Below are 22491 nucleotides of genomic sequence, written 5' to 3' on the forward strand. Positions count from 1 at the left end.
GCAGGATGGTGGATTTGTATGGGTTATCGGTTTTGTCGGTCTTGTCGGTCACGGACAGCGTCTCGAACGGAGTGCAGGAGCGCCTTCAGGCGCGACAGGATTGAACGGCGGCGGCCGCACCGGAAGGCGCGTCGTGTTGCAGGATCGCACGCGCGCGCGCTTCGTCGTGGTGCATCTGCGCCACCAGCGACGGCAGGTCGGGGAATTTCTCCTCGTCGCGCAGGTGGGCGACGAACTCGACCTCGATCCGGCGCCCGTACAGGTCGCCCTCGAAGTCGAACAGATGCGCTTCCAGCAGCGGCTCCTGCCCGTCCACCGTAGGACGGGTGCCGAAGCTCGACACCGATGGCCACGGTCGCCCGCCGATCCCGTGCACCCAGGTGGCAAAGATCCCGCGCAGTGCCGGCGTCTTGCCGCCGTAGCGCAGGTTGGCGGTGGGATAGCCAAGGGTGCGCCCCAGCTGCTGGCCGCGCACCACCCGCCCGCCGATTGCATAGGGCCGGCCCAGCAGGCGCGCGGCCTGGTCGAAATCGCCCAGCACCAGCGCAGCGCGGATGGCCGTACTGGACACGCGCTCGCCGTCGACATGCACCGGCGCGATCTCGTGCGCAGTGAAGCCGCACGCCTCGCCCAACGCGCGCAGCAGCGCGATGTCGCCGGCGCGGCCGCGGCCGAAATGGAAACCCGGGCCGACCCACACTTCACGCACGCCCAGCCGCGCAACCAGCACCTGGCGCACGAAGTCCTCCGCGGACATCGCCGCCAGCGTGGCGTCGAAGCGCAGCAGGCCGACGCCATCGCAGCCCAGCGCGCACAACCCTTCCAGCTTGGCCCGCGGCAGCATCAGCCGCGGCGGCGGCGCACCCCTGGCGAACAGTTCGCGCGGCATCGGCTCGAACGACAGCGCTACCGCCGGCACCCCGACCGCGCGCGCGCGCGCCACCGCGTGGCCGACCAGCGCGCGATGGCCCAGGTGGAGGCCGTCGAACGCGCCGATGCAGACCACGCTGCCCTGCGGGCAAAGTGCCCGCCCGTGCCCCGCTGCGGGGCTGGCATCGCGGAAAAAGAGTGTCATGACAGCCCCGCAGTATAGCGGTGGCGCCGCCGACGGACCCGGCCGGACGCGCCCATCAGTGCTCGCGGAAATCGCGCGGGCGGAAGCCTAGCGCAAGCATCGCCAGCGCGTAGGTCGCCGCGCCCCCTGCCACCAGCAGCGCCAGCCAGCCGATCCGCTGCCACTTGCCCACCTCGGTGAACTCGGGTGCCAGCTGCAGCGTGAACAACAGCATCGCCGCCATCGCCGCGTTCGCCAGCAGCGCACGCAGCAGGAACCGGCCCCAGCCCGGCTGCAGCTCGAACACATCGGCCTTGCGCAGCCAGCGCCACAGCAGCACCAGGTTGAGGTAGCTGGAAAGCGCCGACGCGATCCCCAGCGCGAAATGCAGACCCGGCACCGCCGCCAGCGCCGCCATCACGCCCCCGGCCTTGGCCGCATCCGGCACCCACAACACGTACATCAGTGCCAGCAGGCCGACGTTGAACACCATGTTGGCCACCATCGACACCAGGCCCGCGCGCACTGGCGTCCTGGTGTCCTGGCGCGCATAGAACGCCGGAAGCACCGTCTTGACCAGCGCGAAGGCCGGCAGCCCGAAGCTCAGGCCGAACACCGACAGCGCAGTCATACGCGCCGCCTCCGCGGTGAACTTGCCGTACTGGAACACCGTGCTGACCAGTGGCAACGCCAGCAGCATCAGCCCCAGCATCGCCGGCAGGATGATGATCAGGGTGGTGCGCAGGCCCCAGTCCAGCGATTTCGAAAAGCCGGCGCGGTCGGTATTGACGTGGTGACGGGACAGGGTGGGCAGGATGACCGTGCCCAGGGCGATGCCGAACACGCCCAGCGGGAATTCCAGGAAGCGGTCGGCGGTGGACAGCCAGCTCTGCGAACCATGCACCAGCATGGCCGCGATGAAGGTGTCGAACAGCAGGTTGATCTGCGCCACCGACGAGCCCAGCAGGGTGGGCACCATCAGCCGCATGACCTTGCGGATGTCGGCATTGCGCCAGCCCCAGCGCGGCCACGCCAGCAGATCGAGCTGCGCCAGCTGCGGCAGCTGGAACAGCAGCTGCAGAACCCCGGCGGCCAGGATCGCCCAGCCCATCGCGATGATCGGCGGCTCGGTGAACTTCGAGCCCCACAGCGCGCCGGCGATCATGCACAGGTTGAGGATGATCGGGGTGAACGCCGGCCAGCCGAAGCGGTTGTAGCTGTTGAGGGCGCCCGCCGCCAGCGCGGTCAGCGAGACGAACAGCAGGAACGGGAAGGTCAGCCGCAGCAGGTCGGTGATCAGCTGGTCCTGGCCCGGTGCGCGGTCGGCCTGGGTGAAGGCGGTGGCGATCTGCGGGGCGAAGATCAGCCCCAGCGCCGTCACCAGCAGCAGCACCCCGCCCAGGGTGCCCGCGGTACGCGCCACCAGCGCCCGCAGGTCGTCGTGGCTACGGGTTTCCTTGATCTCGGTGAACACCGGCACGAACGCGGTGGAGAACGAACCCTCGGCGAACAGCCGGCGCATGAAGTTGGGGATCCGGAACGCAACCCAGAACGCGTCGGTCATCCAGTTGGTGCCGAAGGTGGTGTTGAACACCTGATCGCGCACCAGCCCGAACACCCGGCTGAGCATGGTCATGCCGCCGAACGAAAGCACGCCCCGCGTCATGCTGCGCGGCTTGCCGCCGGCCTTGTTGCTCCCGCTCATGCGCTCCCCGCGCGGGCCGGGCCCGCTTTGTTGACCCAAGCCATTGAATCGTCCATAATTCTTGGTCTTCCCGAATCCTTCGTTCGTGGGCAATTGTGCCAGCGGACGATCTCCGTAGCCAAAACCCCAGACTTCCCAGGATCTCCCACGTGGCCAACATCAAGTCCGCCAAAAAGCGCGCCAAGCAGACCGTCGTGCGCAATGCCCGCAACGTCGCCCAGCGCTCGCAGCTTCGCACCGCCGTCAAGAAGGTGATCAAGGCGCTCGACGCCAATGACGCCGCTGCTGCGACCGAAGCCTTCGTCACCGCCCAGCCGCTGCTGGATCGTTTTGCCGCCCGCGGCCTGATCCACAAGAACAAGGCCGCCCGCCACAAGGCCCGCCTGACCGCGCGCATCAAGGCGCTCAAGGCCGCCTGAACCACGGCATCCGGATTCGGCAAAAAGCCCCGCTTCGGCGGGGCTTTTTGTTTGCGGCGGGCGGATCGGGTCGCTACCGGCGCAGGCAGGCCAAACGGCTCTCCCGCGACGTGGCCGGACGCCCTGCCCGGCCGCCCGGCCTCCTGCTTCAGGCATCGCCCTGTTCCTTGGCCTCGAGTTCCGCCTCGCGCAGTCGGTCGAAGAAGGTCTGCACGGCGAGCATGATCGGCCAGGTGCCTTCGCGACCCAGGGCCGAGACCAGATACCACGGCCCGGTCCAACCCAGTTCGGCGACGACCTTCTCTGCGGCTTCGCGGGCTTCGTCCTCGAACATCAGGTCGGCCTTGTTCAGCACCAGCCAGCGCGGCTTTTCCAGCATCCCCGGGTCGTACTTGCGCAACTCGTGCTCGATCGCGCGCACCTGCTCGGCGGGCGACACCGCGCTGCCTTCGTAGTCCATTGGCGCGATGTCCACCAGGTGCAGCAGCAGCCGGGTGCGCTGGACGTGGCGCAGGAACAGGCTGCCGAGGCCGGCGCCGTCGGCAGCCCCCTCGATCAGGCCGGGAATATCGGCAATCACGAAGCTGCGCCCGGTTTCCACGCTGACCACGCCGAGGTTCGGGTAAAGCGTGGTGAACGGATAGTCCGCCACCTTAGGCGTGGCCGCCGATACCGCGCGGATGAAGGTGGACTTGCCGGCATTGGGGAAGCCCAGCAAGCCGACATCGGCCAGCAGCTTCAGCTCCAGCCGCAGCGCCCGGCTCTCGCCCTCGCCGCCCGGCGTGGCCTTGCGCGGCGAGCGGTTGACCGAGCTCTTGAAATGCATGTTGCCGAGCCCGCCGTGGCCACCCTTGGCCACCAGCAGGCGTTGGCCGTGCTCGGTGAGGTCGCCGATCACTTCATCGGTATCGACGTTGTGGATCACGGTGCCGATGGGCACGGTGATGACGGTGTCCTCGCCGGCCTTGCCGTACCGCTGGCTGCCCATGCCGTTCTCGCCGCGCTGCGCCTTGAACCGGGTCTGGTGGCGGAAATCCACCAAAGTGTTGAGGTTCTCGTCCGCCTGCAGCCAGACGTCGCCACCGGCGCCGCCGTCGCCACCGTCCGGCCCGCCCAGCGGGATGAACTTCTCGCGGCGGAAGCCGATGCAGCCATTGCCGCCATTGCCGGCAGTGACGGTGATTTCAGCTTCGTCGACGAGTTTCATGGGCGTGATTGTGCAGTGTTGGGGTGGAGTTTGGCGCGCCGGCCCGCATTCGCGGGCGCCGCAGCCGGAAACACAAACGAAAAACCCCGCCGAGGCGGGGCCCTTCGCATCGCATCGTCGCCTGCGCTTACTGCGCGGCGACGATGTTGACGGTGCGGCGCTGCTTCGGGCCCTTGGTGGTGAATTCCACCTTGCCATCGATCAGCGCGAACAGGGTGTGGTCGCGGCCGAGGCCGACGCCGGTGCCCGGATGGAACTGGGTGCCGCGCTGGCGAACGATGATGTTGCCCGCTTCGATGGCCTGGCCACCGTAGATCTTGACGCCCAGGTACTTCGGGTTGGAATCGCGGCCGTTACGGGTACTGCCGCCTGCCTTTTTGTGTGCCATTGCTTAGTTCTCCAGGCTGACGATCAGGCGTTGATGCCGGTGATTTGGATTTCGGTGTAGTGCTGACGGTGACCCATCTGCTTGCGGTGGTGCTTGCGACGACGGAACTTGACGATCCGCACCTTGTCGGCGCGGCCGTGGCCGACAACCGTCGCGGTGATGGAAGCGCCCTTCAGCGCGTCGCCCAGCTTGATGCCGTCGGCATCGCCCAGCATCAGGATGTTGTCCAGCTTGATCTCGCTGCCGGCTTCGGCTTCGAGCAGTTCGACGCGGAGCGTTTCGCCCTGCATCACGCGGTATTGCTTACCGCCGGTGACCAGTACTGCGTACATGTTGGTATCTCTCGGTTCTGTAGTTCTTCTGGGTACCCTGAGCAGGGTCTGCCGCCATCGAGGGCGGACAGGAGCGGAATTGTAGGGGATTCAGCGGCTTAGGGTCAACCCGCCCGGCGCCCATGGCCGAACGGAACTTCGCGCGGCGATCCGCGTCCAAGGCGCTGCCGCGGATTCGGAACCCCGAGGGAGTGGGATGCACAGCAACGGACCTGCGCGGGCCTGGCCCATCGACATGCCTGCGAAAGGCGGCGCCTGGCTGCTGGTCGCCCTGCTCCACCTGCTGGCCGCCTGGACGCTGACCCGGCCCAAGGCGGATGCCGGCACCGCCGGCCCGCCGATGACGCTGGTGTACATCACCCTGCCACGGCTGCTGCCGTCACCTGCAGCGGCACGCACGCCACCAGCCAGGACTGGTGGCAGGAGGACCACGCGCCCACTGGCCAGCGCCGGCCCCCGTGCGACGGACCCGGCCGGCACCAACGTTCCCCCTGCCGCGGTGCCGACGGTGTCCAGCGACGACTGGTCGATGCCGGCAGCACCGCGACACGACGACGGCATCCGCTTCGAGCGCAAGAGCCCGATGACCAGCATCCATCCGATCCGCCGCCCCCCGCCGGAGCGGTTCCGCATGCGCCAGCGGGAGGCGAGCCTGGGCGATTACGTGCGCGCCCTGTCGCAGATGCTGCTGTGGCCGGTGGGCTATACCGACGCCCCCTGCGACGGGCTTGCGGAAGCCGCGGAGGAACTGCGCCGGGACGCCTCCACGAAGGGCAAACAGGCGCTGCTGGAAGATGTGGTGCGGCAGCAGGGGCAGTACTGCAGCCCCTGAACGGTTGGCTTGCCGCGCGCTGGAGATGCCGGCATTTGCCCCCAAATCAGCGGCTCGCTACGCTTCCTGATTGGCCGACGGCATGCCGCCGGCCGTCCCCCACCGCAGGACACCCCCGATGGCCCTGGACTACATCCGCATCCGCGGCGCACGGACGCACAACCTCAAGAACATCGACCTCGACCTGCCGCGCGACAAGCTGATCGTGATCACCGGCCTGTCCGGTTCCGGCAAGTCGTCGCTGGCGTTCGACACCATCTACGCCGAGGGCCAGCGCCGCTATGTCGAGTCGCTGTCGGCCTACGCGCGGCAGTTCCTCAGCGTGATGGACAAGCCCGACATCGACCATATCGAAGGGCTGTCGCCGGCGATTTCCATCGAGCAGAAATCGACCAGCCACAACCCGCGCTCGACGGTCGGCACGATCACCGAGATCCACGACTACATGCGCCTGCTGTACGCGCGCGTGGGCAGCCCGCGCTGCCCCGACCACCACTTCCCGCTGGAAGCGCAGACGGTCAGCCAGATGGTCGACCAGGTGCTGGAGATGGAGGCCGACGAGGCGCTGGCCGGGCAACGCTGGATGCTGCTGGCGCCGGTGGTGCGCGAGCGCAAGGGCGAACACCTGCAGGTGTTCGACCAGCTGCGCGCGCAGGGCTACGTGCGGGTGCGGGTGGACGGCGTGCTGCACGAGATCGACGCGGTGCCGCCGCTGGCGCTGCGCGTCAAGCACACCATCGAGGCGGTGATCGACCGCTTCAAGCCGCGCGCGGACATTCGCCAGCGGCTGGCGGAATCGTTCGAGACCGCGCTCAAGCTGGGCGACGGCATGGCCAGCGTGCAGTCGATGGATCAGGCGGAGCGCGAACCGCTGCTGTTCTCCTCGCGCTATTCCTGCCCGGTCTGCGACTACGCGCTGCCGGAGCTGGAACCGCGGCTTTTCTCGTTCAACTCGCCCACCGGCGCCTGCCCGGGCTGCGACGGGCTGGGCGTGGCGCAGTTCTTCGATCCGGCCAAGGTGGTGGCGCATCCCGAGCTGTCGCTGGCGGCCGGCGCGATGCGCGGGTGGGACCGGCGCAACAGCTATTACTTCTCGATGATCGCCTCGCTGGCCAAGCACTACGGTTTCAAGGTCGATGTGCCCTGGCAGCAACTGCCCGAGCACATCCGCGAAATCGTGCTGCGCGGCAGCGGTGGCGAGGTCATCAACCTGTCCTACGTCGGCGAGAACGGCAACAAGTACCAGCGCAAGCACGCCTTCGAGGGCATCCTGCCCAACCTGGAGCGGCGCTATCGTGAAACCGAAAGTGCGGCGGTACGCGAGGAGCTGGCCAAGTACATCAGCGAGCATTCCTGCCCCGAATGCGGCGGCGCGCGACTGAACCGTCAGGCCCGCAACGTGTTCGTGGCCGACCGTCCGCTGCCCGAAATCGCGGTGCTGCCGATCGACGCCTGCCTGGCCTTCTTCGACACCCTGACCCTGCCCGGCTGGCGCGGCGAGATCGCCGCCAAGATCGTCAAGGAGATCCGCGAGCGGCTCGGCTTCCTGGTCGACGTCGGCCTCGACTACCTGACCCTGGAGCGCAAGGCCGATTCGCTGTCCGGCGGCGAGGCGCAGCGCATCCGCCTGGCCAGCCAGATCGGCGCCGGGCTGGTGGGGGTGATGTACGTGCTGGACGAGCCGTCCATCGGCCTGCACCAGCGCGACAACGAGCGCCTGCTCGGCACCCTGACCCGCCTGCGCGATCTCGGCAACACGGTGCTGGTGGTGGAACACGACGAAGACGCGATCCGGCTGGCCGACTACATCGTCGACATCGGCCCCGGCGCCGGCGTGCACGGCGGCGAAGTGGTGGCGCAGGGCCAGCTGGCCGACGTGCTGAAGGCGCCGCGCTCGCTGACCGGGCAGTACCTGTCCGGCAAGAAGCGGATCGAGGTGCCGGCGCACCGCAATCCGCCCAACCGCAAGCTGCTGCTGAAGCTGAAGGGCGCCAGCGGCAACAACCTGAAGAACGTCGACCTGGAGATTCCGTCCGGGCTGCTGACCTGCGTGACCGGCGTGTCCGGCTCCGGCAAGTCCACCCTGATCAACGACACCCTGTACGCGCTGGCGGCGAACGAGATCAACGGCGCTTCGCATACGCCGGCGGCGCACAAGGACGTGATCGGGCTGGACCTGTTCGACAAGGTGGTGGACATCGACCAGTCGCCGATCGGCCGCACCCCGCGTTCCAACCCGGCTACCTATACGGGTTTGTTCACGCCGCTGCGCGAGCTGTTCGCGCAGGTGCCGGAGGCGCGCGCGCGCGGCTATTCGCCGGGCCGCTTCAGTTTCAACGTGCGCGGCGGCCGCTGCGAGGCCTGCCAGGGCGATGGCCTGATCAAGGTGGAGATGCACTTCCTGCCGGACGTGTACGTGCCCTGCGACGTCTGCCAGGGCAAGCGCTACAACCGCGAGACGCTGGAGATCCGCTACAAGGGCTTCAGCATCCACGACGTGCTGGAGATGACCGTGGAAGCGGCACTGGAGCTGTTCCAGCCGGTGCCCAGCATCGCCCGCAAACTGGAGACGCTGGTGGACGTGGGGCTCTCCTACATCAAGCTGGGCCAGAGCGCGACCACGCTTTCGGGCGGCGAGGCGCAGCGGGTGAAGCTGTCGAAGGAGCTGTCGCGGCGCGATACCGGCCGCACCCTGTACATCCTCGACGAGCCCACCACCGGCCTGCACTTCCACGACATCGAGGCGCTGCTGGCGGTGCTGCACAAGCTGCGCGACGACGGCAACACGGTGGTGGTGATCGAGCACAACCTCGACGTGATCAAGACCGCCGACTGGGTGGTGGACCTGGGCCCGGAAGGCGGCCATCGCGGCGGCCAGATCATCGCCGTGGGCACGCCCGAGGAGGTGGCGGCGAACCCGGCCTCGCATACCGGCCGCTTCCTTGCGCCATTGCTCGAAAAACATCCGGCAAGCTCCGCTGCCGCCCCGCGCAAGAGCAAGAAAAAGGCAGACGCATGACCGACCGCCCCGTGTTCCGCATGTCCATCCCGCTGCGCTGGAGCGACCTGGACGCGTTCAACCACGTCAACAACGCGCGCTATCTGACCTTCCTGGAGCAGGCGCGCATCGAATGGTTCGAATCCATCGGCGAGCCGTGGGTGACCGACGACGCCGCGCCCGTGGTCGCATCGGCCACGCTCAACTTCAAGCGTCCGATCGAATACCCGACGGAAGTTTCCGTGGAACTGTTCACCGAGAAGCTGGGCAACAGCAGCGTGGTGATCGGTCATCGCATCGTCGCCGCCGATGGCACCCTGCACTGCGACGGCAACGTGGTGGCGGTCTGGGTGGGTCGCCGCGATGGCCGGCCGACGCCGCTGCCGGATTGCGTGCGGCGCGCTTCGGAGCGGCTGCTGGCCGCGCCCGCCGCCTGATCCCGCATCGCCGACGCGCACGCCTATGATGGCCGCACGTCGCCCAGGAGCCTGCCCATGTCGCTGATCGAATCCACCGTCCACGGCCAAGTCCACGAGCTGCGGCTGGCGCGGCCGCCGGTCAACGCGTTGAATCCCGAGCTGTGCGCCGACCTGGTGCAGGCGCTGCACGAAGCGCCGGCGCGCGGCGCCCGCGGGATCGTGCTGGTGGGCGGGCCGAAGGTGTTTTCTGCAGGCCTGGACGTGCCCTATCTGCTGTCGCTGGGCGAAGATCAGGACGCGCTGCTGCGGGCGTGGACGGTGTTCTTCTCCGCCGCCCGCGCGCTGGCGGAATGCCCCGTGCCGGTGGTTGCGGCGATGGCCGGCCACGCGCCGGCCGGCGGCTGCGTGCTGGCGCTGTGCTGCGATTACCGCATCCTCGCCGACGGCCCCTATCGGATCGGCCTGAACGAAACCCAGGTGGGCCTGGTCGCGCCGGAAGGCATCCAGGCGCTGCTGGCGCGCGTGGTCGGCCCGCATCGCGCCGAACGCCTGCTGGTGGCCGGGGCGATGCCGGACGCCCAGCAGGCCCTGCAGATCGGGCTGGTGGACGAGCTGGTGCACATCGACGACGTCGCCACCCGCGCACGGGTCTGGCTGGAGGAGCTGCTGCAGCTGCCGCACATGCCGATGCTGGAGACGCGCGCGATCGCCCGCCGCGACGTCATCGCGGCGCTGGCGGACGAACGCATCGACCTGCCCCGCTTCGTCGCCCAGTGGTCGCATCCCGACACGCAGGCGGCACTGCGCGCGATGCTGGCACGGATCGGGAAGTAAGCGCCTACAGCAGCTCCAGCACCGTTTCCGGCGGCCGGCACAGGCGCACGCCCTTGGGCGTGAACACGAACGGGCGGTTGATCAGGATCGGCGCAGCCACCATCGCCTCCAGCAGCGCGTCGTCGGACAGGGCCGGATCGGCCAGCCCGCGCGCCGCGTATTCGGCTTCCTTGCTGCGGATCGCCTCGCGCACGCTGAGCCCGGCATCGGCAATGGCCTGATGCAGCCGCGCCTTGGTGGGCGGGTTGGCCACGTAGTCCACGACCACCGGTTCGATGCCGGCCTCGCGCAGGATCTCCAGCGCGCCGCGGGATTTGCTGCAGCTGGGGCGATGCCAGATTTCCACCTTGCTTGCCGCCATGTTCATGCCCCGGTTGCCACCGGCCGCCGCTGGTCGGCCAGCCACCCGCTCCAGGAACCAGTGAACAGCTTGGCGCCACGCAGCCCGGCGCGCTCCATCGCCAGCAGGTTGTGGCAGGCGGTGACCCCGGAGCCGCACATCGCCACGACCTCGGAAGGGTCGCGCCCGGCCAGCAGCGCGCGGTATTCGTCGGCCAGCTGCATCGGCGATTTGAAGCGGCCGTCGGCCATGTTGTTCGCGTAGGGCCGGTTGACCGCACCCGGTACGTGCCCGGCGACCTTGTCCAGCGGCTCTTCCTCGCCGCGGAAGCGCGCCGCCGCGCGCGCATCGACCAGCATCCCGCCAGCGGCAAGATGGGCTTCGACGGCGTCGGCATCGAGCAGGCGCGAGGCGTCGAAGCTGGCGACGTAGCGCTGGCTGGCAGGCTCCCGCGGCAGCGACGAGACGGGCAGTCCCAGCGACGTCCAGCGCGTCCAGCCGCCGTCCAGCACCGCCACCTTTTCGTGGCCGAGCGTGCGCAGCAGGAACCACAGCCGCGCGGCGTAGGCACCGTCGGCATCGTCGTAGGCCACTACCTGCGAACTGGGCGCGATGCCCCAGCGGGTCAGCTTGGCGCAGAAGGTTTCGGCATCGGGCCAGGGATGGCGCCCCTCGCCCTTGCGCGACATGTCGGAGAGGTCGCGCTCCAGGTGCGCGTATGCGGCACCGGGGATGTGCGAACGCCGCCAGGACTGTTCGCCCAGGTTCGGGTCGATCAGGGAAAAACGACAGTCGACGATCACCAGGTCGGGACGCTCCAGCGCCACCGACAGGATGTCCGCCTGCACCACGGTAGTCCATCCGGCCATCACACCCTCCATTGGTTCGAGCCAGCCAGCCGTTCGCGCAGGTTGTACAGGATCGAGGCGGTCGCGCCCCAGATCCGCTGCGGCTGGTAGCGGTATTGGAACACGTGGCGGGCGCGCCCGCCGAACTCCAGCTCGATGGTGTCCAGCTGCGCCGGGTCCATCAGCAGTTCCAGCGGCACCTCGAACACTTCGGCCACCTCCCCCGGTTCCGGCACCGGCTGGAAGCCGGGATCCACCAGCACCACCGTCGGCAGCACGCGGAAGCCGGTGATGGTGAGCAGCGGATCGAGGTAGCCCAGCATCCGCGCCTGCGCGGCCTGCAGGCCCACTTCCTCGCGCGCTTCGCGCAGCGCCGCGGCGGCCGGGCTGGGGTCATCAGGCTCGATGCGGCCACCGGGGAAGCTGACCTGGCCGCCATGGTGGCGCAGGCCGTCGGTGCGGCGGGTCAGCAGCACCCCCGCGCCGGCCGCCCGCGGGATCACCCCCACCAGCACCGCCGCCGGATGCGGCGCCCGCGGCTGCACCAGACCGGTCAGGTCGGACAGGTTCCACGGCGCCACCGCGGGTGGCGCATCCAGCGGATGCAGCGCGCCGCGCAGCCAGTCGGCCAGCGCCGCGGCGTCCATCAGGCGTCCTCCGCCGCTGCCGGGCGCGCCGGCAGGATCACGTCCATCAGGTGCAGGCGGGCGGCATCGCCCAGCGTGGTCCACGCGGCGATTTCATTGCCGGTACGGCGGCAACCGCGGCACAGCCCGGCTTCGTCCAGCGTGCAGACACCAGTGCAGGGACTGAGCACGGCGCGGAACAGGTCACTCATGCCGCATATGTTAGCGCCGCAAACGCGATGCGCCGGCACATGGCCGGCGCATCGGGACTTGCCGCGGTGGCGCGCCGGGGCGCGGCCAACCGGATTACTTGACCGCGCCCAGCTCGATCTGCATGGCCACGGCCTGCTGCGCGAACTGCTGGTTCTGGTTGCCGCCCAGGCCCTTGCCCGGCGGGATGACCACTTCCCACACCGCGCCCTGCTGCATCAGCGGCAGGGTTTCCTTCAGCGCCGGGATCGGCGCATCGGCCACCTTGAACGCCGGCGGGGTCTGCACGCCGCTGAGCGGCACGCCCACGGCAGCCAGGAAGCTGCGGAAAGCGATCTGCACTTCGCTGGTGGCGGTGGCCTTGGCGCCGGTGCCGGCCTTGGCGATCCGGTACATGATGCCGCTGGGCAGGGTGATCACGCCCTGTTCGGCCTTGAACTTGGTGACGAACGCGGCGGACTGCGCCTGGTTGTCGGCCAGCGCCTTGCGGAAGGCTTCCTGCGCCTTCAACTCCATGCGCTGCTGGAAGCCGGAATAGGCGGCGCCCAGCTGCTGTTCGGTGTAGGCCGGCTGCTTCTTGGCGAAGGCATCCTGCACGCCACGCACCACGGTGGCGATGTCGACCGGCTCGCCGGTGTTGACCAGTTCCTGGCCGAGCTGCCAGCCGAAGGCGTAGCTGGCGTGGGTCTTGTCGACCACCGGCGCGGCGGCGGGCGCAGCAGTGGCGGGCTTGGCGGGGGCCGCGGCCGGCTTGGTCTGCGCCGAGGCGATGCCGGCGGTCAGGGTCAGGGCCGCCGCACTGGCAGCAATCGCACGCAACTTCATCCACAACCTCGTATGTCGAATGAGGCCGCCAACGCGGCCCGCAGGAATCCGGCGCAGGCCGGAAGGATTCGTCGACGCCGGGCGGAACGCCCCGACGCGACACGTTAGGATACTGGCCCCGGCACTTGACGGCTACCGGCACCCCTCTGCGACCCGGGCCGGCCCTCGAAGTTCCCTCCCGGCACACGAAAATCCGACTGGACCCCCGCATGACCAACAATCTGCTGCTGATCGACACCGCCGATGGCGTGCGCACCATCCGCATCAACCGCCAGGACAAGCTGAACGCGCTGAACGCCGCCACAATCGACGCCCTTGATGCGGCCTTTGCCGAGGCTGCCACCGACGACGCGGTGCGGGTGGTGGTGCTGACCGGCGCCGGCCCCAAGGCGTTTGTGGCGGGCGCCGACATCGCCGAGATGAATGCGCTGACGCCGGTGCAGGGCCGCGATTTCTCGCTGCGCGGCACCCGCATGATGCGGCGGGTGGAGAAGCTGTCGAAGCCGGTGATCGCGATGGTCAACGGTTTCGCCCTGGGCGGCGGGCTGGAGCTGGCGATGTGCTGCCACCTGCGCGTGGCCGCCGATACCGCCAAGGTGGGCCAGCCGGAAATCAATCTCGGCCTGATTCCCGGCTTCGGCGGCAGCCAGCGCCTGCTGCGCCTGTGCGGTCGCGCGGCAACGCTGGAACTGTGCCTGACCGGCGCCCCGGTCAACGCCGAGCGCGCGCTGCAGCTGGGCATCGTCAATCGCGTGGTGCCGGCCGCGGAGCTGGAGGCGGAAACCATGAAGCTGGCGGCGCAGCTGGCCAACGCCGCGCCGCTGGCGCTGCGCGGGATGCTGGACTGCGTGAACATCGGCGGCGAATGCGGCATCGAGGAAGGGCTGGAATACGAGTCGGCGCAGTTCGGCCTGATGTTCGCCACCGAGGACATGCGCGAAGGCACCTCCGCGTTCCTCGAAAAGCGCAAGCCGGCGTTCGCCGGGAAATGAAGCCGCTCACTCCCGCCTTCGCGGGAGTGGCGAACGAGACATGGATACCGCCTGCCCGACCTGCAGCTGCGCCGCGAAGCACCCGGCCCATCGGCTGCTGGCTGCGCTGTGCGAGGGCGATCTCGACGCGGCGATGACCTTGGGCCTGCTTGACGCCGCGCCCTGCCCGTCCTGCGCGTCCGCCTGCAGCGCGCGGTTGACCGAAGCGCGCGACGCGCGGCGCTTCGCGCTGGCCGCGCGGCAGCGCCACCGCGCCCGCGCCGAACGGCTGGCGCGGATCAAGGCTGAACGGGACGCCGCGCGTCGCACCGCCGTTGTGACAACGGCGCAGCAGGCCACACCCGCGCTGCCCGCGGCCGCCGCCGATGCGCTGGCGCGGGCGCTGGCGAAAGCCAAGGCACGCCACGCATGAACGCAACGCCCAAGCCGCGCGCCGCGCGCGGCAGCAAGCTCGCGCCCGCCGAAATCACCGAGCTGTTCACCCGCCTGCGCGCGGGCGACCCGCACCCCACCACCGAGCTGGAATACACCACCCCCTTCGAGCTGCTGGTGGCGGTGGTGCTGTCGGCGCAGGCCACCGACGTCGGCGTCAACAAGGCCACCCGCCGGCTGTATCCGGCCGCCAACACGCCCGCCGCGATCCTGGCGCTGGGCGAAGACGGCCTGAAGGGTTACATCAACACCATCGGCCTGTACAACGCCAAGGCGGCCAACGTGATCGCGCTGTGCCGGCTGCTGCTGGAACGCCACGGCGGCGAGGTGCCGCGCACGCGCGAGGCGCTGGAAGCCCTGCCCGGCGTGGGCCGCAAGACCGCCAACGTGGTGCTCAACACCGCGTTCGGCGAGCCCACCATCGCGGTGGACACGCACATCTTCCGCGTCTCCAACCGCACCGGGCTGGCGCCGGGCAAGGATGTGCGCACGGTCGAGGACAAGCTGGTGCGACTGGTGCCGGCCGAGTTCGCGCGCGATGCGCACCACTGGCTGATCCTGCACGGACGCTACACCTGCAAGGCGCGCAAGCCGGACTGCGCGCGCTGCGTGCTCCACGACCTGTGCCGCTGGCCGGACAAGGGACCGTCGGCGCAGCCCGCAGCGCCCTGAAAAAACAACGCCCCGCAGAGGCGGGGCGTCGTGTCCTGCATGACTAACGCGGCGATCAGAAGCGGAACTCGCCCCACACGCCGAACTCGTCGGTCTTGAGGTCCGTGCTGCGAGTGTCGTTGCGACGATCGGTGTGCTTGTACACGGTCGCGACCTTGACGCCCGGTGCGATCGGGAACTCCACGCCGAGGTTGTAGTAGGTGTCCTGCAAGCTCGGATTCAAGGTCTTGCTGACGTCACTGCGGTCGTAGCGGCCGAACACGGTCACGCCCTTTTCGTTGAGGCCCATGCTGCCCCACACCGACCAGCCGCTGGCTTTGTCGCTGGCCAGGGTGGTGACGTTGTTCCAGTTGTTGGCCTGGAAGTATTCGACGCCGAAGCGGGTTTTGCCGGACATGTAGGCCGCCAGGAAGTCCAGGCGGTTGGCGGTGTGGTTGGCATCGACGGTCTGCTTTTCCTTGCCCAGCGTGCCCGAATAGGCGCCGATGCCGACCACGGTCTGCTCGGTCGGGGCGAAGCTGAGGCGGCCTTCGAAATCCAGGCCTTTGCTGCGGCTCGGGTTCTTGTAACCGTTGCCGTTGAGCGCGGCGACCGCGTATTCCATCGAACCGCCGGCAACCTTGCCGCCCGCGTGCAGACCCCAGTCGGTCGAGGTACCGAACTTCAGGCGGTCGGTCAGGGTATTTTCGATGTAGCGCATGCCGTAGTAGTTCTCGGCGAAGGGCACCCAGGGCAGATCGGTGGCACCGGCGCGCAGCACGAACGCATCGTTGTGCTTGTATTGCACGTAAGCCTTCTTCAGATAGATCTCGGTCGCACCGATCGCCGACGAATACTGGAAGTCGGTGGTCAGGTTCATCGACCACTGGTCGTTGAACTTGTGGTCCACGCCCAGGTAGAAGCGCTTGATGTCGAACGCGAAGCCGGACTTGTCGGTCTTCACGCCCTTGCTGCTGTCGTCGATGTTGGTCAGGTCGTAGTACAGGCGGCCACTGAGCTTGGTGCCGTTGACCAGCTTCTTCAGGCTCGCGACGTCGTCCAGTTGCTCGTTGGTCTTGGCCTGGGCCACGTTGACGTCGGACTGCGCATCGTTGCGCTCCTCCAGGCTCTGGATCTGGGCCTGCAGCGCGGCGATCTGCGCCTTCAGCTCGGCGATGTCCTGGGCGCTGGGGGCACTCTGCGCGGCGGCGTTGAAACTGACGGTGCCGGCGATCAGGGCGATCGCGACGGCCAGACGGGTGGGACGCATGTGGGAACTCCGTTGTGATGGAAAGCTGTCTGGTGGGCAGCGCGCGGGTCTCCGCCTCGCGTCACCTGCAGCACGCATTTGACCCGCCATCGATTGCAGTTTTATTTCCCTTGCGCGCTTTTCTTCACGCGGCCGCCGTCCGCGCGCCACGCGTACCCCGCGCAACCGTCATGCCACCGTCACACGACTGACCCGCGGTCGTCACGCAAGCGCGATGGAATGCGCCACGAACCGGGCATCGCCCCGTCGCATCCGCTCACCAGGAGTTCTTCGTGTCCAAGTCCTTCAAGATCCGCATCGCCGCGCTCGCGCTGGCGACCAGTCTCTCTGCCGCCCTGTCCGCCAGCGCCTTCGCTTCCGACGTCACCGGCGCCGGCGCTTCCTTCGTCTACCCGGCGATGTCCAAGTGGTCGTCCGACTACAAGGCCGCGACCGGCAAGGAAGTGAACTACCAGTCGATCGGCTCCGGCGGCGGCATCGCCCAGATCAAGGCCGGCACCGTTGACTTCGGCTCCTCCGACAAGCCGCTGCCGCCGGCCGAGCTGGCGCGCTCGGGCCTGGCGCAGTTCCCGTCGGTGATCGGCGGCATCGTGCCGGCGTTCAACCTGCCGGGCATCGCCGCCGGCGCCATGAAGCTGGACCCGGACGTGCTGGCCGACATCTTCCTCGGCAAGATCAAGATGTGGAACGACCCGCGCATCGTCGCCAGCAACCGCGGCCTGAACCTGCCGGCGCAGAAGATCACCGTGGTGCACCGCTCCGACGGCTCCGGCACCACCTTCAACTTCACCAACTACCTGTCCAAGGTCAGCCCGTCGTGGAAGACCGAGGTCGGTGAAGGCACCGCGGTGAAGTGGCCTGCCGGCATCGGCGGCAAGGGCAACGAGGGCGTGTCCGCCTACGTCAAGCAGATCCGCGGCAGCATCGGCTACGTCGAGCTGGCCTACGCGATCCAGAACAAGGTCGCCTATTCGCGACTGAAGAACGCCGCCGGCAATTACATCAACCCGAGCGACGACAGCTTCGCCGAGGCCGCCGCCAGCGCCGACTGGAAGTCGACCAAGGACTTCTTCCTGATCGTCACCAACGCCCCCGGCCAGAACGCCTGGCCGATCACCGCCACCAACTTCATGCTGGTGCACAAGAACAGCAAGCCGGGCACCAAGGCCGCGCTGGAGTTCTTCCGCTGGGTCTATGCCAACGGCGACGCGTCCGCCGCTTCGCTGGGCTACGTCCCGCTCCCCGACTCGCTGGTCCAGCAGATCGACACCTACTGGACCCAGAACGTCAAGTAAGCCGCATTCCGCATAACCCCCTGTTGCGGGCCTTCGGGCCCGCTTTTTTTTGGTCGTCTCCCGGCGGGAACCATGACAAAACGCCTGCGATGGTCATCGGCCTGTCACAAAAACATCGTTTGATGTGCGCATCCGGCCATAGCCCTCGAGATACGCCATGTTCCGCTCCGCCTTCCGCCTCACCGCCCTTTGCCTGACCCTGGCCACCGGCCTGGCCGCGTGCTCCGGCGGCAATGACCGCACCGGTGCCGATGCCACGCAGGCTGACCGGGTTGCCGACGTCGTCACCGGCGCCGGCGCCAGCTTCGTCTATCCGTTGTTCTCGAAGTGGTCGTCGGACTACGCCAAGCTGAACGGCAAGCGCATCAACTACCAGTCCATCGGCTCCGGCGGCGGCATCGCCCAGATCAGGGCCGGCACCGTCGACTTCGGTTCCTCCGACAAGCCACTGCCGACCGAGGAACTGGTCAAGGACGGGCTGATGCAGTTTCCGTCGGTGATCGGCGGGGTGGTGCCGGTGGTCAACCTGCCCGGCATCGCGGCCGGCAAGCTGCGCCTGACCGGCGCGCTGCTGGCCGACATCTACCTCGGCAGGATCACGATGTGGAATGACGCCGCGATTGCCGCCGCCAACCCCGGCGTCGCCTTGCCGGCCGAACGGATCAACGTGGTGCGCCGCTCCGACGGTTCCGGCACCACCTTCAACTTCACCAATTACCTGTCCAAGGCCAGCCCCGACTGGAAGCGGCTGGTCGGCGAAGGCACCACCGTGAACTGGACCGGCACCAGCGTCGGCGGCAAGGGCAACGAAGGCGTGGCGTCCTACGTCAAGCAGCTGAAGGGCGCGATCGGCTACGTCGAGCTGTCCTACGCGCTGCAGAACGACATGGCCTACACCGCGATGCGCAACGCCGCCGGCAGCTGGGTGCAGCCCAATGCGGCAAGCTTCGCCGCGGCTGCCGCCAGCGCCGACTGGAAGAACGCGCGCGACTTCGCGCTGGTCATCACCGACGCGCCGGGCGCCGAGGCATGGCCGATCGCCGCCACCAACTTCATCCTGATGCGTCGCCAGCCGCGCGACGCCGCCAGCGCCGAGGCCGCACGCGAGTTCTTCCGCTGGGCCTGGACCAACGGCGGCGCGCAGGCGTCGGCGCTGGATTACGTACCGTTGCCGCCGGAGCTGGTGCGCCAGATCGAGGCGTACTGGGCCGGGCAACCGGGCTGACCCCGGCGCTGGCAGGTCCTTCCGCCCCCAACCGATGCCCGCCCCGCGGGCATGACGAGCAGACCGAATGAGTGCCACCACCACCGACCTTCCGATCGCCAGCCGCCGCGACGCCGCCGATGCGCGCCACGACCGCTGGTTCCGCTGGCTGCTGACCGCCACCGCGGTGTTCGTCCTCGTCACCCTGGCCGGCGCCGCGCTGTCGATGCTTTGGGGCGGCCGCAGCGTGCTCGCGCACGAAGGCCTGGGCTTTTTCTTCTCCACCGACTGGAATCCGGTGGAGGACAAGTACGGCGCGCTGGTGCCGATCTACGGCACCCTGGTCACCGCGCTGATCGCGATGCTGATCGCGGTACCGGTGAGCTTCGGCATCGCCTTCTTCCTCACCGAGGTGGCGCCGCGCTGGCTGCGCACGCCGGTGGGCACCGCCATCGAACTGCTGGCCGGCATTCCCTCGATCATCTACGGCATGTGGGGCTTCTTCGTGCTGATGCCGGTGATGCGCGAGCACCTGATCCCGTGGATGGACGCGCACCTGGGGCCACTGCCGGTGATCGGCCCGCTGTTCCAGGGCCCGCCGATCGGCGCCGGCATGCTGACCTCCGGGCTGGTGCTGTCGATCATGGTGATCCCCTTTATCTCCTCGACCATGCGCGAGGTGTTCCTGACCGTGCCGGCGCGGCTGAAGGAATCGGCCTACGCGCTCGGCGCCACCAAGTGGGAAGTGAGCTGGGACATCGTCCTGCCCTATACCCGCTCGGCGGTGATCGGCGGCGTGTTCCTCGGCCTTGGCCGCGCGCTCGGCGAAACCATGGCGGTGGCCTTCGTGATCGGCAACAGCGTGTCGTTCACGGCGTCGCTGCTGGAGCCCTCGACCACCATCGCCGCGCTGATCGCCAACGACTTCGGCGAGGCCACCGAAACCTATCGCGCCGCGCTGCTGCTGCTGGGCTTCGTGCTGTTCATCGTCACCTTCATCGTGCTGGCGCTGGCCCGGCTGATGCTGCTCAACCTCGAACGCAAGGAGGGCAACCGGTGAACGCCCCGTCCGCTTCGCTTTACCGTCGCCGCCGGATCAAGAACGCCGTCGCCATCGGCCTGGCCTGCGTGGCCGCGGTGTTCGGCCTGGCCTTCCTCGGCTGGATCCTGTGGACGCTGCTGGCCAAAGGCCTGGCGCACCTGAACCTGGCGCTGTTCACCCAGGACCAGCCGCCGCCGATGGAAGCCGGCGGCCTGCGCAACGCCATCGTCGGCAGCCTGCTGATGTGCGGCATGGGCGTGGCCATCGGCACCCCCCTGGGCATCGCCGCCGGCACCTGGCTGGCGGAGGTCGGCGGCCACCGCAAGCTCGGCACCGCGGTGCGCTTCGTCAACGACATCCTGCTGTCGGCGCCTTCCATCGTGCTGGGTCTGTTCGTGTACGCGGCCTTCGTGATGAACACCGGCGGCAACTTCTCGGCTCTCGCCGGCGCGCTGTCGCTGGCCTTCATCGTGCTGCCGGTGGTGGTGCGCACCACCGACGAGATGCTGCGGCTGGTGCCGGTGCAGATGCGCGAAGCCGCGCTGTCGCTGGGCGTGCCGCAGTGGAAGGTGACCCTGCAGGTGCTCTACCGCAGCGCCCTGCCCGGCATCGTCACCGGCGTGCTGCTGGCACTGGCGCGGATCAGCGGCGAGACCGCGCCGCTGCTGTTCACCGCGTTCGGCAACGAATTCTTCAGCCTCGACATCGGCGGCGCGATCAGCGCGGTGCCGCTGACCATGTACAAGTTCGCCGGCTCCGGCTTCGAGAACTGGGAGCAGCTGGCCTGGGCCGGCGCGCTACTGATCACCCTGTTCGTGCTGACCACCAGCCTGCTGGCCCGCTTCATCCTCCTGCGCAAGCGCGCTGCCCATGACTGACCTCCGGACCATTCCGATGAATTACGCCCAAGCCGCCATGCAAGCGCCGCACGATGACGCCCTGCCCCAGTCGCCGCCGGTGAAGCTGTCCGCCCGCGGGCTGAACTTCTGGTACGACAAGTCCCTGGCGGTGCGGAACATCGACCTCGACATCCCCGAGAAGCGCGTCACCGCGCTGATCGGCCCTTCCGGCTGCGGCAAGTCCACCCTGCTGCGGGTGTTCAACCGCATCTACGCGCTCTATCCCAAGCTGCGCGCCGAAGGCGAGGTGCTGCTGGACGGGGAGAACATCCTCGATCCGAAGTACCCGATGAACCGCCTGCGCAGCCGGGTGGGCATGGTGTTCCAGAAGCCGGTGCCGTTCCCGATGACCATCCACGAGAACGTGGCCTACGGCATCCGCCACCACGAGCGCCTGAGCAAGGCCGAACTGGACGTTCGCGTCGAGCAGGCGCTGCGCCAAGCGGCGCTGTGGGACGAGGTCAAGGACAAGCTGAAGGAAAGCGGGCTGGGCCTGTCCGGCGGCCAGCAGCAGCGCCTGTGCATCGCCCGCGCGGTGGCGCTCAAGCCCGACGTGCTGCTGCTGGACGAGCCGACCTCGGCGCTGGACCCGATCTCCACCGGCCGCATCGAGCAGCTGGTGGAGGAACTCAAGCAGGAGTTCACCATCATGATCGTCACCCACAACATGCAGCAGGCCGCGCGCGTGTCCGACTACACCGCGTTCATGTACCTGGGCGACCTGGTCGAGCACGGCGCGACTTCGCAGATTTTCTCCAACCCGGCCAAGCAGCAGACCGAGGACTACATCACCGGTCGCTTCGGCTGACCACGGCCGATCCACGCACACGCGACGACCCCTCGCCCCCTTGCGGGGCACTTCCCCGGACATCGGGCGGAAGGAGCAAAAGATGAACGAGCAATACAACCACATCGTCAAGAGCCTAGACGACGAACAGCGCGCGCTGCAGGGCGAGCTGATCCGCATGGGCCTGATGGCCGCCGCCCAGCTGGAGGCCGCGCTGGACGTGGTGGAGCGCCGCGACGACGGCGCCGCCGAGCGCGTGATCGCCAACGACGAGGCGATCGATACGCTGGAACAGCAGGTCAACCACGACGTGATCCGCCTGATCCAGCGCGGCCCGCTGGCCACCGACCTGCGCCTGATCCTGGCCGCGTTGCGGGTGGCCTCGGACATCGAGCGGATCGGCGACTATGCCGCCAACATCGCCAAGCGCTCGCTGGTGCTGAACCAGCTGCCGCCGCTGCCGCTTACCCGCGGCCTGGGCACGCTGGGGCGGATGGCGGTGCAGCAGGTGCGCGACGTGCTGGAGGCCTACCGCGAACGCGACGGCGAGGCCGCACTGCGCGTGCGCGCCCGCGACGCCGAGCTGGACACCCTCTACACCGGGCTGTTCCGCGAGCTGCTGACCTACATGATGGAAGACGCGCGCGCGATCACCGCCTGCACCCACCTGCTGTTCATGGCCAAGAACATCGAGCGGATCGGCGACCACGCCACCAACATCGCCGAGAACGCCTGGTTCCTGATCCACGGCGAAGAGCTGCTGCCGCAGCGCGACAAGCGCGACGACAGCAACACCACCGCCGTCTGAACCGTCCGGAACGACGCGGGCCGGTGACTGGCCGCCCCGTGCCGCAAGCGGTAGCATCGGCCCACCATCAGGCG

At 68.5% G+C, this 22491-nt stretch carries 23 protein-coding genes and 1 pseudogene; 14 read left to right on the top strand and 10 right to left on the bottom strand.

Annotation, left to right across the window (positions count from 1 at the left end; translation table 11 throughout):
• Window positions 1-85 precede the first annotated feature (85 nt).
• Both E5S66_RS13645 and murJ read right to left on the bottom strand, forming a co-directional pair.
• Complete coding sequence (locus E5S66_RS13645; RefSeq protein WP_138348776.1) at window positions 86-1075, bottom strand: bifunctional riboflavin kinase/FAD synthetase; 990 nt, start codon at window positions 1073-1075, stop codon at window positions 86-88.
• 55 nt (window positions 1076-1130) lie between these two features.
• Window positions 1131-2720 carry a murein biosynthesis integral membrane protein MurJ gene (murJ, locus tag E5S66_RS08140; RefSeq protein ID WP_138348982.1) on the bottom strand — a complete coding sequence of 530 codons (1590 nt, stop codon included), beginning with the start codon at window positions 2718-2720 and terminating at the stop codon, window positions 1131-1133.
• A 188-nt stretch (window positions 2721-2908) separates the two neighbouring features.
• On the opposite strand from murJ, the gene rpsT reads away from it, so the two are divergent.
• The gene (gene rpsT, locus E5S66_RS08145; RefSeq protein ID WP_138348777.1) at window positions 2909-3178 is read left to right on the top strand and encodes a 30S ribosomal protein S20; all 270 of its coding nucleotides are present in this window, start codon (window positions 2909-2911) and stop codon (window positions 3176-3178) included.
• Window positions 3179-3326: 148 nt separating this feature from the next.
• Here rpsT and obgE read toward each other — a convergent pair whose 3' ends face one another.
• The 3 genes from obgE to rplU all read right to left on the bottom strand — a co-directional run bounded on the left by obgE (window position 3327) and on the right by rplU (window position 5105).
• Window positions 3327-4385, bottom strand: a complete 1059-nt coding sequence (obgE, locus tag E5S66_RS08150; protein WP_138348778.1) for a GTPase ObgE — start codon at window positions 4383-4385, stop codon at window positions 3327-3329.
• A 127-nt stretch (window positions 4386-4512) separates the two neighbouring features.
• On the bottom strand, window positions 4513-4773 hold the full coding sequence (gene rpmA, locus E5S66_RS08155; RefSeq protein WP_028839735.1) for a 50S ribosomal protein L27: 261 nt from the start codon (window positions 4771-4773) through the stop codon (window positions 4513-4515).
• A 23-nt stretch (window positions 4774-4796) separates the two neighbouring features.
• Window positions 4797-5105, bottom strand: a complete 309-nt coding sequence (gene rplU, locus E5S66_RS08160; protein WP_028839734.1) for a 50S ribosomal protein L21 — start codon at window positions 5103-5105, stop codon at window positions 4797-4799.
• 235 nt (window positions 5106-5340) lie between these two features.
• Here rplU and E5S66_RS08165 point away from each other — a divergent pair, with 235 nt between their 5' ends.
• The 4 genes from E5S66_RS08165 to E5S66_RS08180 all read left to right on the top strand — a co-directional run bounded on the left by E5S66_RS08165 (window position 5341) and on the right by E5S66_RS08180 (window position 10188).
• On the top strand, window positions 5341-5937 hold the full coding sequence (locus E5S66_RS08165) for a hypothetical protein (RefSeq protein WP_138348779.1): 597 nt from the start codon (window positions 5341-5343) through the stop codon (window positions 5935-5937).
• A gap of 118 nt (window positions 5938-6055) precedes the next feature.
• Complete coding sequence (gene uvrA / locus E5S66_RS08170) at window positions 6056-8956, top strand: excinuclease ABC subunit UvrA (protein WP_138348780.1); 2901 nt, start codon at window positions 6056-6058, stop codon at window positions 8954-8956.
• Entirely contained in the window at window positions 8953-9372 is a 420-nt protein-coding gene (locus E5S66_RS08175) for an acyl-CoA thioesterase (protein WP_138348781.1), read from the top strand. Before uvrA ends, E5S66_RS08175 begins: the two co-directional genes overlap by 4 nt.
• 57 nt (window positions 9373-9429) lie before the next feature.
• A complete protein-coding gene (locus E5S66_RS08180) occupies window positions 9430-10188 on the top strand; it encodes an enoyl-CoA hydratase/isomerase family protein (protein ID WP_138348782.1) in 759 nt (252 codons plus the stop codon).
• Window positions 10189-10192: 4 nt separating this feature from the next.
• Here the strand turns inward: E5S66_RS08180 and arsC are convergent, their stop codons facing one another.
• The 4 genes and pseudogenes from arsC to E5S66_RS08205 all read right to left on the bottom strand — a co-directional run bounded on the left by arsC (window position 10193) and on the right by E5S66_RS08205 (window position 13037).
• On the bottom strand, window positions 10193-10549 hold the full coding sequence (gene arsC, locus E5S66_RS08185; protein WP_138348783.1) for an arsenate reductase (glutaredoxin): 357 nt from the start codon (window positions 10547-10549) through the stop codon (window positions 10193-10195).
• A 2-nt stretch (window positions 10550-10551) separates the two neighbouring features.
• The gene (locus E5S66_RS08190; protein WP_138348784.1) at window positions 10552-11409 is read right to left on the bottom strand and encodes a sulfurtransferase; all 858 of its coding nucleotides are present in this window, start codon (window positions 11407-11409) and stop codon (window positions 10552-10554) included.
• Window positions 11397-12214 (bottom strand): annotated as a pseudogene (locus tag E5S66_RS08195) (CoA pyrophosphatase). The gene E5S66_RS08190 and the pseudogene E5S66_RS08195 overlap by 13 nt, the downstream one beginning before the upstream one ends.
• A gap of 94 nt (window positions 12215-12308) precedes the next feature.
• A complete protein-coding gene (locus E5S66_RS08205; protein ID WP_038053697.1) occupies window positions 12309-13037 on the bottom strand; it encodes an FKBP-type peptidyl-prolyl cis-trans isomerase N-terminal domain-containing protein in 729 nt (242 codons plus the stop codon).
• Between the two features lie 209 nt (window positions 13038-13246).
• On the opposite strand from E5S66_RS08205, the gene E5S66_RS08210 reads away from it, so the two are divergent.
• Genes E5S66_RS08210 through nth form a run of 3 tightly spaced genes read left to right on the top strand, consistent with a single transcriptional unit; the run spans window position 13247 to window position 15133 of the window.
• Window positions 13247-14029, top strand: coding sequence for an enoyl-CoA hydratase/isomerase family protein (locus tag E5S66_RS08210; RefSeq protein WP_138348787.1), 783 nt, complete (start codon window positions 13247-13249; stop codon window positions 14027-14029).
• 40 nt (window positions 14030-14069) lie between these two features.
• Complete coding sequence (locus E5S66_RS13870; protein WP_138348788.1) at window positions 14070-14441, top strand: hypothetical protein; 372 nt, start codon at window positions 14070-14072, stop codon at window positions 14439-14441.
• On the top strand, window positions 14438-15133 hold the full coding sequence (nth, locus tag E5S66_RS08220; RefSeq protein WP_138348789.1) for an endonuclease III: 696 nt from the start codon (window positions 14438-14440) through the stop codon (window positions 15131-15133). Before E5S66_RS13870 ends, nth begins: the two co-directional genes overlap by 4 nt.
• A 55-nt stretch (window positions 15134-15188) precedes the next feature.
• Here nth and E5S66_RS08225 read toward each other — a convergent pair whose 3' ends face one another.
• Entirely contained in the window at window positions 15189-16382 is a 1194-nt protein-coding gene (locus E5S66_RS08225) for a porin (RefSeq protein ID WP_138348790.1), read from the bottom strand.
• Between the two features lie 272 nt (window positions 16383-16654).
• Between E5S66_RS08225 and pstS (E5S66_RS08230) the strand changes: the two genes are divergently transcribed.
• The 6 genes from pstS (E5S66_RS08230) (at window position 16655) to phoU (ending at window position 22417) form a co-directional block, all read left to right on the top strand.
• The gene (pstS, locus tag E5S66_RS08230) at window positions 16655-17677 is read left to right on the top strand and encodes a phosphate ABC transporter substrate-binding protein PstS (RefSeq protein ID WP_138348791.1); all 1023 of its coding nucleotides are present in this window, start codon (window positions 16655-16657) and stop codon (window positions 17675-17677) included.
• A 157-nt stretch (window positions 17678-17834) separates the two neighbouring features.
• Window positions 17835-18902 carry a phosphate ABC transporter substrate-binding protein PstS gene (pstS, locus tag E5S66_RS08235; RefSeq protein WP_138348792.1) on the top strand — a complete coding sequence of 356 codons (1068 nt, stop codon included), beginning with the start codon at window positions 17835-17837 and terminating at the stop codon, window positions 18900-18902.
• Window positions 18903-18969: 67 nt separating this feature from the next.
• Window positions 18970-19941 carry a phosphate ABC transporter permease subunit PstC gene (pstC, locus tag E5S66_RS08240; RefSeq protein ID WP_138348793.1) on the top strand — a complete coding sequence of 324 codons (972 nt, stop codon included), beginning with the start codon at window positions 18970-18972 and terminating at the stop codon, window positions 19939-19941.
• Window positions 19938-20801 (top strand): phosphate ABC transporter permease PstA, encoded by an 864-nt coding sequence (gene pstA / locus E5S66_RS08245; RefSeq protein WP_138348794.1) that lies wholly within the window; start codon window positions 19938-19940, stop codon window positions 20799-20801. The genes pstC and pstA overlap by 4 nt, the downstream gene beginning before the upstream one ends.
• Entirely contained in the window at window positions 20794-21630 is an 837-nt protein-coding gene (gene pstB, locus E5S66_RS08250) for a phosphate ABC transporter ATP-binding protein PstB (RefSeq protein ID WP_138348795.1), read from the top strand. The genes pstA and pstB overlap by 8 nt, the downstream gene beginning before the upstream one ends.
• 82 nt (window positions 21631-21712) lie before the next feature.
• Window positions 21713-22417, top strand: a complete 705-nt coding sequence (phoU, locus tag E5S66_RS08255; protein WP_138348796.1) for a phosphate signaling complex protein PhoU — start codon at window positions 21713-21715, stop codon at window positions 22415-22417.
• The last annotated feature ends 74 nt before the right edge of the window (window positions 22418-22491 follow it).

It is taken from the genome of Thermomonas fusca, assembly GCF_005862345.1.
Taxonomy (GTDB): Bacteria; Pseudomonadota; Gammaproteobacteria; order Xanthomonadales; family Xanthomonadaceae; genus Thermomonas; species Thermomonas fusca.

What these genes read in the sequence shown, in the direction of transcription:
- rpmA (WP_028839735.1), bottom strand. Translation starts at nt 4,773, where the DNA reads ATGGCACACAAAAAGGCAGGCGGCAGTACCCGTAACGGCCGCGATTCC.
- E5S66_RS08175 (WP_138348781.1), top strand. Translation starts at nt 8,953, where the DNA reads ATGACCGACCGCCCCGTGTTCCGCATGTCCATCCCGCTGCGCTGGAGC.
- E5S66_RS13645 (WP_138348776.1), bottom strand. Translation starts at nt 1,075, where the DNA reads ATGACACTCTTTTTCCGCGATGCCAGCCCCGCAGCGGGGCACGGGCGG.
- pstS (WP_138348792.1), top strand. Translation starts at nt 17,835, where the DNA reads ATGTTCCGCTCCGCCTTCCGCCTCACCGCCCTTTGCCTGACCCTGGCC.
- phoU (WP_138348796.1), top strand. Translation starts at nt 21,713, where the DNA reads ATGAACGAGCAATACAACCACATCGTCAAGAGCCTAGACGACGAACAG.
- E5S66_RS08225 (WP_138348790.1), bottom strand. Translation starts at nt 16,382, where the DNA reads ATGCGTCCCACCCGTCTGGCCGTCGCGATCGCCCTGATCGCCGGCACC.
- E5S66_RS08205 (WP_038053697.1), bottom strand. Translation starts at nt 13,037, where the DNA reads ATGAAGTTGCGTGCGATTGCTGCCAGTGCGGCGGCCCTGACCCTGACC.
- uvrA (WP_138348780.1), top strand. Translation starts at nt 6,056, where the DNA reads ATGGCCCTGGACTACATCCGCATCCGCGGCGCACGGACGCACAACCTC.
- arsC (WP_138348783.1), bottom strand. Translation starts at nt 10,549, where the DNA reads ATGGCGGCAAGCAAGGTGGAAATCTGGCATCGCCCCAGCTGCAGCAAA.
- E5S66_RS08190 (WP_138348784.1), bottom strand. Translation starts at nt 11,409, where the DNA reads ATGGAGGGTGTGATGGCCGGATGGACTACCGTGGTGCAGGCGGACATC.
- pstB (WP_138348795.1), top strand. Translation starts at nt 20,794, where the DNA reads ATGACTGACCTCCGGACCATTCCGATGAATTACGCCCAAGCCGCCATG.
- obgE (WP_138348778.1), bottom strand. Translation starts at nt 4,385, where the DNA reads ATGAAACTCGTCGACGAAGCTGAAATCACCGTCACTGCCGGCAATGGC.
- E5S66_RS13870 (WP_138348788.1), top strand. Translation starts at nt 14,070, where the DNA reads ATGGATACCGCCTGCCCGACCTGCAGCTGCGCCGCGAAGCACCCGGCC.
- pstC (WP_138348793.1), top strand. Translation starts at nt 18,970, where the DNA reads ATGAGTGCCACCACCACCGACCTTCCGATCGCCAGCCGCCGCGACGCC.
- E5S66_RS08165 (WP_138348779.1), top strand. Translation starts at nt 5,341, where the DNA reads ATGCCTGCGAAAGGCGGCGCCTGGCTGCTGGTCGCCCTGCTCCACCTG.
- E5S66_RS08180 (WP_138348782.1), top strand. Translation starts at nt 9,430, where the DNA reads ATGTCGCTGATCGAATCCACCGTCCACGGCCAAGTCCACGAGCTGCGG.
- E5S66_RS08210 (WP_138348787.1), top strand. Translation starts at nt 13,247, where the DNA reads ATGACCAACAATCTGCTGCTGATCGACACCGCCGATGGCGTGCGCACC.
- rplU (WP_028839734.1), bottom strand. Translation starts at nt 5,105, where the DNA reads ATGTACGCAGTACTGGTCACCGGCGGTAAGCAATACCGCGTGATGCAG.
- nth (WP_138348789.1), top strand. Translation starts at nt 14,438, where the DNA reads ATGAACGCAACGCCCAAGCCGCGCGCCGCGCGCGGCAGCAAGCTCGCG.
- murJ (WP_138348982.1), bottom strand. Translation starts at nt 2,720, where the DNA reads ATGACGCGGGGCGTGCTTTCGTTCGGCGGCATGACCATGCTCAGCCGG.